Source organism: Streptomyces sp. RK62 (assembly GCF_018070255.1).
Classification (GTDB): Bacteria; Actinomycetota; Actinomycetes; order Streptomycetales; family Streptomycetaceae; genus Streptomyces; species Streptomyces nigra.
Window position 1 is genome coordinate 158,810 of record NZ_JAGPYD010000002.1, and the last position, 15,169, is coordinate 173,978.

Annotated in this window: 15 protein-coding genes; 3 read left to right on the forward strand and 12 right to left on the reverse strand. The window is 73.0% G+C overall.

Features of this window, described 5'->3' with window-relative positions; genetic code table 11:
- Positions 1-59: 59 nt before the first annotated feature.
- The 4 genes from KBY32_RS04495 to KBY32_RS04510 form a co-directional block, all read right to left on the reverse strand.
- Positions 60-1,112: an NlpC/P60 family protein gene (locus KBY32_RS04495; protein ID WP_210978959.1), complete on the reverse strand. Its 1,053-nt coding sequence runs from the start codon at positions 1,110-1,112 to the stop codon at positions 60-62.
- 102 nt (positions 1,113-1,214) lie between these two features.
- Entirely contained in the window at positions 1,215-1,520 is a 306-nt protein-coding gene (locus KBY32_RS04500; protein ID WP_308293653.1) for a hypothetical protein, read from the reverse strand.
- Positions 1,521-1,530: 10 nt separating this feature from the next.
- A complete protein-coding gene (locus KBY32_RS04505) occupies positions 1,531-2,175 on the reverse strand; it encodes a TetR/AcrR family transcriptional regulator (RefSeq protein ID WP_210978961.1) in 645 nt (214 codons plus the stop codon).
- A gap of 38 nt (positions 2,176-2,213) precedes the next feature.
- Positions 2,214-3,152 (reverse strand): diiron oxygenase, encoded by a 939-nt coding sequence (locus tag KBY32_RS04510; protein WP_210978962.1) that lies wholly within the window; start codon positions 3,150-3,152, stop codon positions 2,214-2,216.
- A 126-nt stretch (positions 3,153-3,278) separates the two neighbouring features.
- Here KBY32_RS04510 and KBY32_RS04515 point away from each other — a divergent pair, with 126 nt between their 5' ends.
- Positions 3,279-4,385, forward strand: a complete 1,107-nt coding sequence (locus KBY32_RS04515; RefSeq protein WP_210978963.1) for a ferritin-like domain-containing protein — start codon at positions 3,279-3,281, stop codon at positions 4,383-4,385.
- Between the two features lie 10 nt (positions 4,386-4,395).
- Here KBY32_RS04515 and KBY32_RS04520 read toward each other — a convergent pair whose 3' ends face one another.
- From KBY32_RS04520 to KBY32_RS04545, 6 genes are all read right to left on the reverse strand, one after another.
- Entirely contained in the window at positions 4,396-5,871 is a 1,476-nt protein-coding gene (locus KBY32_RS04520; RefSeq protein WP_210978964.1) for a penicillin-binding transpeptidase domain-containing protein, read from the reverse strand.
- Positions 5,868-7,289, reverse strand: coding sequence for an FtsW/RodA/SpoVE family cell cycle protein (locus KBY32_RS04525; RefSeq protein WP_210978965.1), 1,422 nt, complete (start codon positions 7,287-7,289; stop codon positions 5,868-5,870). The genes KBY32_RS04520 and KBY32_RS04525 overlap by 4 nt, the downstream gene beginning before the upstream one ends.
- Before the next feature lie 53 nt (positions 7,290-7,342).
- Positions 7,343-7,870: an SH3 domain-containing protein gene (locus tag KBY32_RS04530; RefSeq protein WP_210978966.1), complete on the reverse strand. Its 528-nt coding sequence runs from the start codon at positions 7,868-7,870 to the stop codon at positions 7,343-7,345.
- A 544-nt stretch (positions 7,871-8,414) separates the two neighbouring features.
- Positions 8,415-9,650, reverse strand: coding sequence for a HAMP domain-containing sensor histidine kinase (locus KBY32_RS04535; protein WP_055624089.1), 1,236 nt, complete (start codon positions 9,648-9,650; stop codon positions 8,415-8,417).
- The gene (locus tag KBY32_RS04540; protein ID WP_210978967.1) at positions 9,647-10,390 is read right to left on the reverse strand and encodes a hypothetical protein; all 744 of its coding nucleotides are present in this window, start codon (positions 10,388-10,390) and stop codon (positions 9,647-9,649) included. The genes KBY32_RS04535 and KBY32_RS04540 overlap by 4 nt, the downstream gene beginning before the upstream one ends.
- A 103-nt stretch (positions 10,391-10,493) precedes the next feature.
- The gene (locus KBY32_RS04545; RefSeq protein WP_210978968.1) at positions 10,494-11,000 is read right to left on the reverse strand and encodes a dual specificity protein phosphatase family protein; all 507 of its coding nucleotides are present in this window, start codon (positions 10,998-11,000) and stop codon (positions 10,494-10,496) included.
- A gap of 115 nt (positions 11,001-11,115) precedes the next feature.
- Here KBY32_RS04545 and KBY32_RS04550 point away from each other — a divergent pair, with 115 nt between their 5' ends.
- A complete protein-coding gene (locus KBY32_RS04550) occupies positions 11,116-11,922 on the forward strand; it encodes a nuclease-related domain-containing protein (RefSeq protein WP_210978969.1) in 807 nt (268 codons plus the stop codon).
- A 43-nt stretch (positions 11,923-11,965) separates the two neighbouring features.
- On the opposite strand, the gene ligD is transcribed toward KBY32_RS04550, so the two are convergent.
- Positions 11,966-12,847 carry a non-homologous end-joining DNA ligase gene (gene ligD / locus KBY32_RS04555; protein WP_210978970.1) on the reverse strand — a complete coding sequence of 294 codons (882 nt, stop codon included), beginning with the start codon at positions 12,845-12,847 and terminating at the stop codon, positions 11,966-11,968.
- An 87-nt stretch (positions 12,848-12,934) separates the two neighbouring features.
- Between ligD and KBY32_RS04560 the strand changes: the two genes are divergently transcribed.
- Positions 12,935-14,008, forward strand: coding sequence for a Ku protein (locus KBY32_RS04560; protein WP_308293654.1), 1,074 nt, complete (start codon positions 12,935-12,937; stop codon positions 14,006-14,008).
- A gap of 9 nt (positions 14,009-14,017) precedes the next feature.
- Here KBY32_RS04560 and KBY32_RS04565 read toward each other — a convergent pair whose 3' ends face one another.
- On the reverse strand, positions 14,018-14,767 hold the full coding sequence (locus KBY32_RS04565) for a thioesterase II family protein (RefSeq protein WP_210978972.1): 750 nt from the start codon (positions 14,765-14,767) through the stop codon (positions 14,018-14,020).
- Between the last annotated feature and the right edge of the window lie 402 nt (positions 14,768-15,169).

Here is a 15,169-nt window from a genome sequence, read left to right on the forward strand (position 1 = left end):
AAGTTATCGCGCAGCGTCTGATCGGTGATCATCTGTGGCTTGATAAAAGGCCACTTCGACTACTTTGAGCTGCGGGTCTTCGTCGCCGGCCGGACCGCGCCCAGGACCGGGTTGGAGGCGATCGGCGAGATCCTGACCTTCTCGCCGGGGCGGGGGGCCTGGACCACTTTTCCCCTGCCGATGTACAGGGCGACGTGCGTGGCGTCCGGGAAGTAGATCACGAGGTCGCCGGGGCGCATTTCGGTCAGCGGGATCCGTTCGAGGCGGGCCCACTGTTCCTGGCTGGTGCGGGGGATACGGGTGCCGGCGTGCGCCCAGGCCCGCTGGGTCAGCCCCGAGCAGTCGTACGACTTCGGTCCCTCGGCGCCCCAGCGGTACGGCTTGCCCAGCTGGCGTTCGGCGAAGCGGATCGCCCGCTTCGCCCGGGCGGACGGCTTGTGGTCGTCCTGCGCGAGGGTGCCCGACGACACCAGGTCCTTCTGCGCCTTCTCGACGCCCTTCTCCTCCAGTTCGGCCAGTTCGGCGAGCTGCTCGGCGGTGAGGGAGGCCAGGAGTTCCTCCACCTCGCGCAGCCGCTTGCGTACGGCGTCCCGGTCCTTCTTCTGCCGTTCGGCCAGGGACAGTTGGGTGTCCAGGGCGGCTCGGGCGCGGCGGGCCAGGCGGTCCGCCTCGCGTTCCGTGCCGGTCAGCCGGCCGACCGTCTCGGCGCGTTCGCGGGCCAGCAGGCCGATGACATGCCCCTGGTCCAGGGCATGCTGAGGGTCGCGGGCCAGCAGCAGCCGTACGTACGGGGAGATCGCCGTGGTGTTCTGGTACTGCTGGCGGGCCAGCCGGCCGGCCGCGCCCCGGCTGTCGTGCAGCCGCAGCCGCGCGGCGGCGAGGGCCTTGTCCAGGCGGGCCACCTCGCCGCGCTGCCGGTCCAGCTTCTCCTCGGTGGCGTTGTACGTCTCGGTCGCCCGCTCCGCCTCCCGGTACAGACGCTGAAGGTCCGTCAGCAGGGCGGCCGTGGTGCGCTCCGGGGGCTCGGGGGCCGCCGTGGCGGACCCGGGGGCGAGGAGCGCGGCGGACAGCACGGCCGCGGTGCACGCCAGACGCAGCGGCCTTCCTGACATGTCATCACCTCCGGTGCGGTACAGGATCTCTGCTCGCACCGTGAGCATCGGGCGGACGCACCGGGTCCGCGCGCGGGACGTGCGCGGTTCGGCGTAGGCCGGTCACCCGTGCGGGTCGTCCCGCTTGCCGGGCGGCGTGTCGCCGGGACGCGACCACGGCCAGTTCAGCCGGCGGCCGCCCCGCTCGCCCTCGGGGTCGTAGGCGTACTTCCAGCGCCGGGACAGCCCCGGCCGGGCGCCCTGGACGCGCGGGACGCGGCGGTAGACGAGGACCGTGGGCGGGCCGCCGTCCGGGGCGGGGACGGGGATGCGGTACGTCTTCGGCGGATGCCCGGTGATGCCCAGCAGCACGGGCAGCACCCGGCCGTCCATCGGGCCGCCCTCGAACGGGATGTCTTCGCTCTTCACGGGACCAGTGTCAGCCATCCGCCAGTAGGCGCTCGGCCAGCGCCGCGGTCTGCGGGTCCCGGGTGGCGGTGACCGACAGGACGGCCACGAACTGGTCCACCAGCCAGTCCCGCAGCTCCTCCACGGGCGGCTGCTTGCCCTCGTCCAGCCAGATCAGCGAGGCCGCCTCCACGGCCGTGATCCACATCCGGACGGTCATACGCAGGCGCAGCCCGGGGTCACCGACCGCCAGGTGCCGCAGGATGTGCTCGGCGGCGGCCCGGCGCACCCCGTCGACGATCGCCGTCGTCCGGGACGTCTCGACGACGCTGCCGCCCTGGAGCAGGGCGCTGAACCCGGTGTCGTGCTCGTCGACGAACGCGAGATAGCGGTCGAGCGCACGGGCGAGGCGGGGGACCAGGGGACCGTCGAGGGGCTCGGCGAAGCACTTCCGCAGCTCCTCGGCGGCGGAGCGCAGGGCGGCCTCGTAGAGCTGCTGCTTGCCGCCCGGGAAGTACCGGTACACCAGCGGCCGGGACACCCCGGCCGCCTCCGCCACGTCGTCGAGGGAGACCTCCTCGGGGGCGCGGTGCGCGAAGAGCCCGAGGGCGGCGTCGAGGAGCTGCGAACGGCGCTCCTCGACGCTCAGACGGCGGTACGCGGGAGCGGCTGGCATGGAAGGAAGCCTAACCGCCGGGCCGGGAGCGCCTACGGCTACGCCAGCAGCCCCGACGACTTCCACAGGCGGCGGCCCACGCCCCGCAGGACGCCGATGTCGTCCAGGAAGTCGGTCAGCCGCTTCGCGCCGGTCTGCATGACCTCGCGCCGGTGGCCGCTGGCCTTGACCTGCGCCATGGCCTCCCGCTTGTCGAGGCCGACGTTGGTGTAGACGTCCGGGTTGACGAAGGCGACCGAGAAGACGCGGGCGAACTCCCCGGAGGTGACCCGGGTGAACTCCTGCGACCACCTCGGGGCCGTCATCATCTGCCGGCGCAGCTCCTCACGGGCGTAGCGCACATGGCGGGCCTCCTCGACCACATGGATCCGCGTGACCCCGCGGATCAGCGGCTGGACGCGCTCGTCCGGGAAGGTCAGGCGCTGCATCCAGTCGAGCACCTCCTCGCCGAGCAGGGTGGCCGTGAAGGAGCCCGGGGTGGTGGAGATCGTCTTGAACAGCCGGCCCAGGTTCTGGTGGACCCGGCTGACCGGGTACCAGGGCGTGCCGCCGCGGGTGATCACGCGGGCGAACATCTTGGAGTGCCGGCACTCGTCCTCGATCTCGGTGAGGGCGTACCGGACGTGGGCGCTCGTCGCCGCCTTGTCGTAGATGTGCCGGACCAGCAGCTGCATCAGGATCAGCTCGAACCAGATGCCGAGGGAGGCGAGCGCGGCGGCCTCGTGCTGGGAGAGCAGGATGCGCTGCTCCTCGCTCATCCGCTTCCACATCGGGGTGTCGTAGAGCGAGACCAGCTCCGGGGGCCAGAACCACTTGCCCTCCTCGAAGGGCGCGTCCCAGTCCAGCTCCTTGTCGGGGTCGAACGAGTGCTTCGCGGAAGAGGCGAGGAGGCGTTCGGCCACCTGTTCACGGTCCTTGAGCAGGCCGAGCGCGTCGCGCAGTCCGTCCAGCGCCTCGGCTTCCGTCAGGGCAGTCATCGGTCCCTCACCTCGTTACCGGTGGTCACATCGTACGGCTCTTATGAGACTGCCTGTCAGTAAGCCCGTCAATCCCCTGTGCCGCACTTGTTGACCCCGCGTCCAACACGTAGGAGCCTGCGCCATATGCCGACATACGACGTGTACGCCGACGATCCGGGTGCCCCTCTCTGGCAGGTACCGGCGACCGGCGCGGCCCGCTTCAACTGGGAGTACGACGACGGCCGCGAGCGGCTCCTCGCCCTCTACCAGAAGGGCAAGGACAAACAGTGGGACGGGCAGCGCAGGATCGACTGGGACCTGGAGGTCGACCCCTACGACCCGCTCGGCACCCCCGAGGACGCGATGGCCCTGTACGGCACCCCGTACTGGGACCGGATGAGCGAACGGGAGCGGGGCGACCTGCGCAGGCATTACGCCTCCTGGCAGTTCAGCCAGTTCCTGCACGGCGAGCAGGGCGCCATGATCTGCGCGGCGCGGATCGTGGAGTCGGTGCCCGACATGGACGCCAAGTTCTACTCGGCGACCCAGACCATGGACGAGGCCCGGCACGCCGAGATCTACGGCCGCTTCCTGCACGAGAAGGTCGGGATGGTCTACCCGATCAACGACAACCTCCAGGCCCTGCTCGGCGACACCCTGCGCGACAGCCGCTGGGACATGCCCTACCTCGGGATGCAGGTGCTGATCGAGGGCCTGGCGCTCGCCGCGTTCGGCATGATCCGCGACACCACCACCAAGCCGCTGCCCCGGCAGATCCTCGCCTACGTCATGCAGGACGAGGCCCGGCACGTCGCCTTCGGGCGGATGGCCCTGCGCGACTACTACAAGCAGCTCACCGACGCCGAACTGCGCGAGCGCGAGGAGTTCGTCATCGAGGGCTGCTACCTGATGCGGGACCGGCTGCGGGGTGTCGAGGTCCTGGAGAACTTCGGCGTGCCGAACGCCGAGGCGGAGGAGCTCAGCGAGCGCTCCGAGTTCCTCCAGCTCTTCCGCAAGCTGCTGTTCTCCCGCATCGTGCCCTGCGTCAAGGACATCGGCCTGTGGGGCGAACGCCTCCAGCGGGCCTACGTCGACATGGGCGTGCTGGAGATGGGCGACCACAACCTGGACCTGCTGATGAGCCAGGACGAGGAGATCGCCGAGCGGCTGGACGCCGAACGGTTCGCCCGCGAGGAGCGCGAGCGGGTCGCCGAGGTGACCGACGCCGTACGGGCGGGCGCCGGCGACTGAGCCGCCCGGCTCACCGCCGCGGCTCCGGCGACGACTTCAGCACGGCCTCCATCACCGCCCGCGCGATCGGCGCCGCGTCCCCGCCGCCGCTGATCTCGCCCCGGTCCGCGTCCGCGTCCTCCACCACCACGGCGACCGCGACCTTCGGCTCCACGTCACGGTCGCCCTGCGCCCAGGAGACGAACCACGCGTACGGCGTCCCGGAGTTGCCCAGCCCGTGCTGGGCCGTGCCGGTCTTGCCGCCGACCGTCGCGCCCGGGATCCAGGCGTTGGTTCCGGTGCCCTCCCGCACCACGTCCACCATCAGCTCCCGCAGCTGCGCGGCCGTCGAGGGCCGCATCGCCTGCCGCATCGGACGCGACCCGGCCGCCGCCACCGTCCCGCCGCCGGCCCGCAGCGTGCGCTCCACCAGATACGGCGAGCGCACCTGCCCGCCATTGGCCACGGCCGCCGCCACCATCGCCATCTGCAGCGGTGTCGCCCGCGTGTTGTACTGCCCGATCGAGGACAGCGCGAGCTGCGCCCGGTCCACCCGGGTGTCGAACGTCGACTCGGCCACCGAGTACGGGATCTTCAGCTCGGCGTCGTTGAACCCGAACGCGCTCGCCGTCGCCGCCATCCGGTCGACGCCCACCTCCACGCCGAGCTTGGCGAACACCGTGTTGCAGGACCACTCGAACGCCTTGCGCAGCGGCACGTTCTTACACCCCTCGGACGCGTTCGTCAGCCGCGTCCGGGTCCCCGGCAGCGTGTACGGGTCGGGGGTGCGGGTCTTGGCGTCCAGGTCCTCGACCACCCCCGCGTCCAGCGCCGCGGCCGCCGTCACCACCTTGAACGTGGAACCCGGCGGATACGTCTTGCGCGCCGCCCGGTTCAGCATCGGCCTGTCCGGGTCGCGGTTCAGCGTCGACCAGGAGCGGGCCACCGCCGAGCCGTTCCCCGACAGCACCGACGGATCGTAGGAGGGCGCCGAGACCAGGGCGAGGACGCGTCCCGTCGACGGCTCGATCGCCGCGACCGCCCCCTTGCGGCCCGCCAGCCCCTCGTACGCCGCCTCCTGCGCGGCCCGCCGCAGTGTCGTGACCACGTCCCCGCCCGGAAAGCGGCCCCGCGCGGCGGCCCCCCACAGCGGGAACGGCGACAGCAGCGGGTCGGTGCCCGCCAGCACCCCGTCCTCGGTGTGCTCCAGCAGGGTCGTGCCGTACACCTGCGAGGCGTACCCGGTGACCGGCGCGTACATCGGGCCGTTCGTGTACGTGCGCTCGTAGCGCAGATGCTCCCCGGTGTCCTGCGAACCGGTGACCGGGGCGCCGTCGACCAGGATGTTCCCGCGCGGCTGCCCGTACCGGGCGATGGTGGTGCGGCGGTTGGCGATGTTGTCGTCGTAGGCCGGTGCCTCGACGACCTGGACGCGGGCCGCGTTGACCAGCAGCGCGGCCAGCAGCAGGGCGCAGAAGAAGGCGGCGTGCCGGATGTGCCGGGTCATCGGGCGGCCCCCGCGTGCTCGTGCCGCCCGGTCTCCGGCGCCGCGGGCTCCTCGGCCCGGGGCACCCCGAGCCGGCTGCGCGCCCGGTCGCTCAGCCGGATCAGCAGCGCCACGATCGCCCAGTTGGTGACGACCGACGAGCCGCCCTGCGCCAGAAACGGCATCGCCATGCCGGTCAGCGGGATCAGCCCGGTCACCCCGCCCGCGATCACGAACACCTGGAGCGCCACGATCGATGCGAGCCCCACCGCGAGCAGTCGCCCGAACGGGTCGCGCAGCGCGAGCCCCGTGCGGTAGCCGCGCTCCACGAGCAGGCCGTACAGCAGAAAGACCGCGGACAGTCCGGCCAGGCCCAGCTCCTCCCCGGCGGTGGCCAGGATGAAGTCCGACTTGGCCGCGAAGCCGATGAGGATCGAGTTGCCGAGGCCCAGCCCGGTGCCGAACGTGCCGCCCGCCGCGAAGGCGAACAGCGACTGGGAGAGCTGGTTGGGGCCCTCGCCCGCCTCGATGGAGGCGAAGGGGTGCCGCCAGTCCTCGACCCGGCCGTGCACATGCGGCTCCAACTGGCCCACGGCGATGGCGCCCGCCGCGGCGAGCAGCAGGCCGAGCGCGATCCAGCCGGTGCGCCCGGTCGCGACGTACAGCAGCACGACGAACAGGCCGAAGAACAACAGCGAGGTGCCCAGGTCCCGTTCGAGGACGAGCACGCCGACGCTCACCAGCCAGATGGCGACGATCGGGCCGAGCACCCGCCCGGTCGGCAGTTGCAGCCGCTCCACCCCGAAGACCCTCCGGCCCGTGTAGGCCAGGGCGCTGCGGTTGGCGGCCAGGTACGCCGCGAAGAACACCGCGAGCAGCACCTTCGCGAACTCGCCGGGCTGGATGGAGAATCCCGCGATCCGGATCCAGATCCGGGCGCCGTTCACCGAGGGGAAGAGGATCGGCAGGGTGAGCAGGACGAGCGCGGCGACCACACAGACGTACGCGTAGCGCTGGAGCACCCGGTGGTCGCGCAGCAGCAGCACGACCACGATGAACAGTGCCACCCCGAGCGTGGACCAGACGAGTTGGGTGGGCGCCGCCCGGTCGCCCGGCGTCTCCAGGTCGAGCCGGTAGATCAGCACCAGGCCGAGCCCGTTGAGCAGCACGCCGATCGGCAGCAGCAGGGGGTCCGCCGAAGGGGCGCGCAGGCGTACGGCCAGATGCGCGACCAGCGCCAGCACACCCAGCCCGGCGCCGTAGCCGGCGGCGCCGGGCGGGACGGTGCCGTGCCGGGCGAGGCCGACCGCGCAGTAGCCGTACACGCTGAGCAGGACGGCCACGACGAGGAGGGACAGTTCGATGCCACGGCGCCGGGGGAGAGCTGCGGTGGGAGCGGGCGCGTCCGCCGCCACCAGGGAGGTTCCGGCCTTGGTCATGTCCGGAACCTACCCAAATAGTGCGTCTTGCGCGCCTGATGCCTCCTGATGCCTCAGCACCAGCGCGGCGAGCGCCCGACGGTCTCGATGTAGCGCGCCGAGCCCCACGCCCAGGTGCCGTCCGCGAGGAGGTACCAGTTCCGGTTGCCCTGGACGCTCTCGCCGCGGGTCTTGCAGTAGATACGCACGTGGTCGCCCCGGTGCACGACACGGATGACCTCGCTGCCCCGGTCGGGCGCGCTGCGCAGCAGCAGGGTGCCCGCGGTGACCCGGCCCCGGGTGAACTGCTGGCTCCCGCCCTGGCCGCCACCGCCCCAGTCGCCCTGGGACGCGCCCTGCGACGCGTTCTCCTCACCGCCCTGACCGCCGCCGCCCCAGTCCCCGCCGCCGTCCCCACCCTGGGCGCCACCGCCGCCGCCCTCCCCCTGGGTCCCGCCCCAGTCCCCCTGGGACTCCGAGCTGTTGGACTCCGAGCTGCTGCCGGACCCCCACTCGTCGTCGGCCATGGCGGGTGTGGCGGCCGCGCCGGTGGCGAGCAGACCGACGGCTATGGACAGCGCGAAACGCGAACGCAGGGCCATGAGGCACCTCCGAGGACAGTCCCGGAAAACCCCGGGACAGGAAAAACCTGACTGATCGCCACGTTAGGAGCGCCCTCCGGGCGCCGCGCGTCTGAATGGGCCAACCGAGCACCACGCCCGGGGGAGAACCCGCCCCACGCCGCGAGCGCGCCGCCGACGCGGGGAATGCCGCCGGGCTGTCAGGCCGTACGGGGAGTGCCGCCCGGCTGTCAGGGCAGTGTCGGCCGTATGGGGAGTGCCGTCCGGCTGCTGCGGCGGTGTGGGCCGGCGCGCGGGATATGCCGTCCGGCCGTTGAGGCGCGGCCGGAGCGCGGGGGACGCCGCCTGGTCGCTACGGCGGTGTCAGCGTCCGGAGTACCGCGGATGCGGTCCGGCTGCTGCGGCGGGGACGGCCGGTGCGTGGGGAGTGCCGCCCGGCTGTCACGGCAGCGTCGGTCGCCGCGCGGGACATGCCCGGCCGTTACGGCAGCGTCAGCCGGTGCGCCGGGGATGCCGTCCGGCCGCTGCCGCAGCGTGGGCCGCCGCGCGGGAGTGCCCTCGCCGCCTACGGCAGCGTCAGTCGGGCCACTGCCCCTCCGTCCTCCGCGTTCGTGAACGTCAGTCGTGCGCCCAGGACCTCCGCCTGTCCCAGCGCGATGGTGAGCCCCAGTCCGTGCCCCTTGGCGCCGCCCTCGGTGCGGAACCGCTGTGGCCCGTGCGCGACCAGGTACTCCGGATAGCCCTCGCCGTGGTCCCGGACCGTCACCACGCGCCCGTCCACCGTCAGCACCACCGGCCCCCGGCCGTGCTTGTGCGCGTTGGCCACCAGATTGCCCAGCACCCGCTCCAGCCGCCGCCGGTCGGTCTCCACGACCGCGTCCCGCACGACGACGACCTCCGTGTCACCCGCCGACCCCCGCACCACCCGGTCCGCCAGCGCCGCCAGCGACTCGGTGTCCAGCTCGGAGCGCTCCCGCCCCGACTCCAGCCGCGAGATCTCCAGCAGGTCCTCGGTCAGCGTCCGCAGCGCGGCCACCCGGTCCCGTACCAGCTCGGTCGGCCGCCCCGGCGGCAGCAGTTCGGCCGCCGCGTGCAGCCCGGTCAGCGGGGTGCGCAGCTCGTGCGCCACGTCCGCCGTGAACCGCTGCTCGGCCAGCAGCTTGCCCTGGAGCGAGGACGCCATGGAGTCCAGGGCGGCGGCGACCACGGCCACCTCGTCCTGCGGCCGGTCCGGGTCCTTCGTCCGCGGGTCGCCGACCCGTGCGTCCAGGTCGCCGACGCTGATCCGCCGGGCCACCCCGGCCGTCGCGTGCAGCCGGCGCGTCACCCGGGTCACCGCGAACGCGCCCGCCAGGACCGTCACCCCGATCGCCAGGGCCGACGACCACAGGATCGCCCGGTCCAGACCGTCGATCGTGCGGGCCTGCTGTGAGTAGTCCACCTCGACGGCGAGGACCCGGCCGCGGTCGACGGGGCCCGCCGCCCACATCGTGGGGCGCCCCCGGTGGTCGGCGACGACCGTGCCCCGCTCGCCGCCCAGGGCCAGCTCCCGCAGGGAGCGCGGCAGCCCCGGCGGGTCCACGCGGACCCCGGCACCGAGGGTGTCCCCGGTCTCGAACGCCGTCGTGGCGCTCGCCAGCCGGCCCAGCGCCAGTTCGCGCGCCTTGCCGACGGTCTGGTTGGTCACCGAGACATGCACGAGGACGCCGAGCAGGGCCGCGAGCGCACAGCACATCACCGTGATGAACACGGCGGCCTTCACGGCGAGCGGCCCGGCCCACCGGGGCAGCCGGACCCTCACGGCGTGCCCGCCGAGGGGGACGCCGACGAGGATGCCGAGGGAGAGCGGGACGGCTTCGGGGTCTTCGGCGGGTGCGGGCCCGTGCGCAGCATCTCGTCGTGCGTGAGCAGCATCGCCTTCTGGTCCGGCTCCCACGTCCACTGCAGCCGGTACTCGTACCCGGCGACCTCCGACGGCGAGCGGATGATCACCGAACGCCGGGCCAGCTCCACCCCGCTGACCGCGTCGTCCCAGCTCATCACCCGTACCAGCCGCTGCTTCTCGACGGTGTAGACGCGCACCGCGGTGGTCCGGCCCGGCAGCAGCCGGAAGCCCAGCGTCAGCTCGGCGCGCCCGTCGCCGGTCAGATCCCGGTAGTAGGGCCGCAGCACCGGGCACCGGCCGTGGCCCGCCCCCGCGCCGCACTGCGCCATCAGCCGCCCGGTGTCGCGGTACGGCGCCCGGTCGCCCGTGTAGTCCCCGGGGCTCTCGGCGATCTCCCGCCGTACGACGGCCACCGGGTCCACGGCGTGGATGTCGCCGCCGGAGACCGCGACACCCTTGACGACCTCGCGGTTCACCTCGCCGATCACATACGCCGGACTCGACGCCGGCGTCAGCTGCGGCCAGAGCTTGTCCGGGCCGACGGCGGTCTCGGTCGGGCCCGCGCTGCGCAGGCCCCCGGCGTCACCGCAGCCCGCGACGGCCGCCGCCAGCACGGCGACGAGCGCGGCGAGGCGCAGGGGGCGGCTGCGGGGCACGGTTCTCCAGGGAGGGCGGGTGAGGGGCGGGCGCCCGTGGCGCGTACACCCTATTCGTACGGAAGTCCTTTTTGCGCACCCGGGTGGCGGACGGGCGAACCGCTCACTCGGCGAGTTCCTCCAGGAGCCGGGCGACCGGCAGTCCCGCGCGGAGGTAGTCGACGAACAGCTCGTTGTGCAGGGCCCAGGGAGAGCGGCGGGAGCGTATCAGCCGGATGGCCTGATCGGGCGAGTGGCTGCGCCGGATCAGGGCGTGGGCGACGACCAGGCCCGAGCGGTTGTAGCCGTGGTAGCAGCGGACCAGGACCCTGCGGCCCGCGTCCAGCGCCTCCGACACGGCGTCCGCGAGCCGGATCACGCCCGTGAGCTGGGTCCCGTCCAGCGGCCCGTCCGGGATCGGCCACACATGGTGCTCCACCCCCGGGTCCGGCCCGTGCCCGGGCAGCCGCAGCAGGGACTGGACGAGGTCGAACTCGTCCCGCACCACGGCGAACTCCAGCTGCCCGGTGCGACCGCGGAACTGGTGCCCGCCCATCCACAGACCGGGCACGATCTCGCTCCACGGACTGTCCGGAGCGGGTACGTCGGGTTGCTTCCTGCGGGTACGCAACGGCGCCTCCCCAGCCACCCCTCGCGAGGGGTCTGCCCAACTCCTCCCCAAGGTAACCGGGTTCTTGCCCGCGCAGCACCCCGCCTGTTCCCATGGTCGGTGGGGTGATGGTGCCATGAGCGAACTGCGCGTCGTGCCCGCCTGGCGGCACGGCCAGGAACGGCTGTACGTCCGCCTCCCGGACGGGCGGAACATCGCCTGGTACGACAGGGAGGCGGCCCGCGTGAACCTCCTCGGCCAGGAGCACCGCGAGGAGGTGCTGGAGGCCCTCGCCCCGTTCGCCACCGGCACGGTCGCCGTGGGCCCGCCCCCGGTCCCCACCCCCGCCGACCTGGCCCGGCTCGCCCTCCACCCGGACGACGACCTGGCCCCCAACCGCCCCGGCGAGGCGCTGCTCGTCGCCCTCGACCGGGACCCGGGGCCCGCCCACCGGCTGCGGGCCGACCCCCGGCAGCGGGCGCTGACCGCCGAGCGGACGGCCGGCGAGGCGCTGGACCTGCTGGAGGGTGCGGGCTGGCGGGTGCTGCACTCGGTGCCGCTGCCCGGCGGGGACCGTATCCACCATCTGCTGATCGGGCCCGGCGGGCTGTTCGCACTGCACAGCCTGTACGCCCGCAGGCAGAAGGTGACCGTCGCCGACCCGCTGGTCATGCTCGGACGGCGGACGGCACAGCCGCTGCTGCGGCGCCTGCGCGCCGAGGCCGCCCGGGCCGCGCACGTCCTGACCGCCGAGGTCCGCCCGGTCCTCGTCCTCGTCGCCCCGGCCGAGGTGGCGGTGACCGCGCCGCCCCGGGAGGTGCGGGTGCTGCGGGACACGGAGATCGCCGGGTTCGCACGGACGGGCGGACTGCTGAAACCGGCGGACGTCGAGGCGCTGTACGCGATGGCGCGGGACCGCACGGTGTGGGCGGCGGCGCTCTGACCTGCAGAACAGGCGGGCGTCAGGGCAGACGCCAGGCCAGGCCTCAGGGCAACGCGGTCGCGGTCCTCGGGTCCAGCAGCGGGGCCAGCAGATCACCGAAGTCCTGGAGGCGCGGGGCCAGGTCCGGGGCGCGGAAGGTCAGGGAGCCGGGGTCGCGGCACTCCGCCACCTCCTCCCAGGTGATCGGCGCGGACACCAGCGGCTCGGCGCGGGCGCGCAGGGTGTAGGGGGCGGCCGTCGTCTTGCGGGCGGCGTTCTGGCTCCAGTCGACGAAGACCTTCCCCGGCCGCAGGCTCTTCGTCATCCGGTGGACGACCAGCCGTGGCATCGCCCGCTCGGCCTCCACGGCGAGCTCCTTGGCGTACTCGGTGGCCCGCTCGGAGGACACCTGCCGTACGGCCGCGGCCAGGTGCAGGCCCTTGGAGCCGGAGGTCTTGGCGTACGCCTCGATGCCGTCGGCGGCCAGCCGCTCCCGCAGCCAGAGGGCGACCTCGCAGCACTCGACGACCGAGGCGGGCGACCCCGGGTCCAGGTCGAAGACCAGCCGGTCCGCCTCGCCGGGCGCCGTGATCACCCACTGGGGGGTGTGGAACTCGGTGACGAGGTTGGCGGCCCACATCAGACTCGCCAGGTCCTGCACCAGCACCATCCGCGCCGGCCCCTCCATCCGGGGCACCTCGGCGGTCGTGACCCAGTCGGGGGTGCCCGGTGGCACGTTCTTGGCGAAGAACTGCTGCCCGTCCGGGCCGTCCGGATAGCGCAGGAACGACACCGGCCGGTCGCGCAGATGCGGCAGCAGCACCGGGGCGGTGGTGGCGTAGTAGTGGAGCACCTCGCCCTTGGTGAAGCCGGTCGCCGGGTACAGCACCTTCTCCAGGTTGCTGAGCGCGAGCCGTCGCCCCTCCACCTCTGTGATCGGCGTCATACGATGAGGATTCCAGAGAAACTGCTGAATATAGGAACAATCCTGGCATATAGCCGGAAGTGGCATATCGACCGAAGGGGTGCGGAAGTGCGATCCATCTGGAACGGCGCGATCTCGTTCGGCCTGGTCAGCATCCCCATCAAGCTGGTGAACGCCACCCAGAACCGCTCGATCTCCTTCCGGCAGATCCACACGGAGGACGGCGGCCGGATCCGCTACCGCAAGGTCTGCGAGCTGGAGGACCGCGAGGTCGACCAGTCCGAGATCGGCAAGGGGTACGAGGACGCGGACGGCACGATCGTCCCGATCACGGACGAGGACCTGTCCCACCTCCCGCTGCCGACCGCCAAGACCATCGAGATCGTCGCCTTCGTCCCGGCCGAGCGGATCGACCCGCTCCAGATGGACGCCGCCTACTACCTCGCGGCCGGCGGGGCGCAGGCCGCGAAGCCGTACACCCTGCTGCGGGAGGCGCTCAAGCGCAGCCAGAAGGTGGCGATCGCCAAGTACGCCCTGCGCGGCCGGGAGCGGCTCGGCATGCTGCGGGTCGTGGACGACGCCATCGCCATGCACGGGCTCCTGTGGCCGGACGAGGTCCGCGCCCCCGAGGGTGTCGCACCGGACACGCACGTCACCGTGAACGACAAGGAGCTCGATCTCGCGGACGCCCTCATGGACACCCTCGGCGAGATCGAGCTGGACGAGCTGCACGACGAGTACCGCGAGGCCCTGGAGGAGGTCGTCGCCGCGAAGGCCTCCGGCGAGGCCCCGCCCGAGTCGCCCGAACCGGCCCAGTCCGGCAAGGTCCTCGACCTGATGGCCGCGCTGGAGAAGAGCGTGCGGGCGGCGAAGGAGTCCCGTGGCGAGGAGCCGGCGGAGCCGGACGAGACCGCCGGGCCCGCGGAGGCGGAGGTGCGGACGCTGCCGCAGCGGAAGTCCGCCCGCGCCGCACCGAAGCAGACCGCGGGCAGGAAGTCCACGTCCGGCGGGAAGACCGCGGCCAAGAAGACGGCGTCGTCCACGAAGAAGTCGACGTCGAAGTCCGCGCAAAGCACGAAGAAGAGCGCGGTGAAGAGCACGGCCAAGAGCGGCAGCGCGTCCAAGACCGCCGCGAAGAAGACGGCGGCCAAGAAGACGGCGTCGCGCAAGCGTTCGGCCTGATCCCCGCCGTCACACCAGCCGTGCGGCGAGGAGGGCCAGCACGTCGGTCTTCCGCGGGGTCAGATAGAAGTGGCCGCCCTCGAAGACCCGCACCTCCGGCTCCCGCGCGGTCACGTCCGACCAGGACGACAGCTCCGCGACCGGGCACACCGGGTCGCGGTCCCCGCCGCAGGCGGTCACCGGCACCGCCAGCCGCCGCAGCGGGGCCGGACGGTGGGCGGCCAGCATCCGGAAGTCCGCGCGCAGCGCCGGCATGATCACGGGCCGCAGATCGGGATGGTCGTACAGGGCGGCGCCCGCGGGATCGAGCGTGCGGACGTGCCGCAGGATCTCGTCGTCGTCCGGGGCCGCGCGCGGCGCGAGCTCATGCGGACCGCGTGGCCGGCCGCGCCCCGACACGACGAGACGGGCCGGGGCGCGGCCCGCGTCCGCCAGCCGCCCTGCCACCTCGTACGCCACCGCCGAGCCCATGCTGTGCCCGAACAGCGCCAGTGGCGGACCGTCCGCCGCCTCCCGCACCAGGGCCTCGGCGACCGTGTCGGCCAGCTCCTCGATCGTGGCCGGGCAGGGGTCGTTCAGCCGGTCCTGGCGGCCGGGGTACTGGACCGCCAGGACGTCGAGCCACGGCGGGGTGAGCGCCGCCCAGTCGTGGAAGAACCCGGCCGCCCCGCCCGCGTGCGGGAAGCACACCAGCAGCGTCCGCGCGCCGGGGGAGCGCGTGCCCCGCAGCCACCGGCTCCGCGTCCCGGGCACGGTCATGGTTCCGCCTCGAACTCGAATGCGATTCTTTACCAGGAACTCTAGTTCGAGGCGATGCGCACGGCCGTCCCGCGCACGAAAGGCGACCGAGAAACCACCGCCGACGGGGCCTCCTGACGACACGGGTCCCCGCTGATCGCCGGGCCCGGGACGGCACTTGACGGCACCCCCCGGCACCCGACCCTGCCGCCGCCCGCCGATCTCGTAGACACCTACGAACGTTTGCGGACACCTGGGCACGCACGGGCGCGTGACCGGTTCGCACCCTTGCTCCAATTCGCCGGTCCTCGCCCGCCCCGCGGGGCGCGAGAGGCCCTGCGGGCTTGCGCGATGGGCTGGCCCGACCAACTCGCCTCTCCCTAGGATGGGTTGTCGGCGAGGTGATCCTCCTCGGCCGGCCCT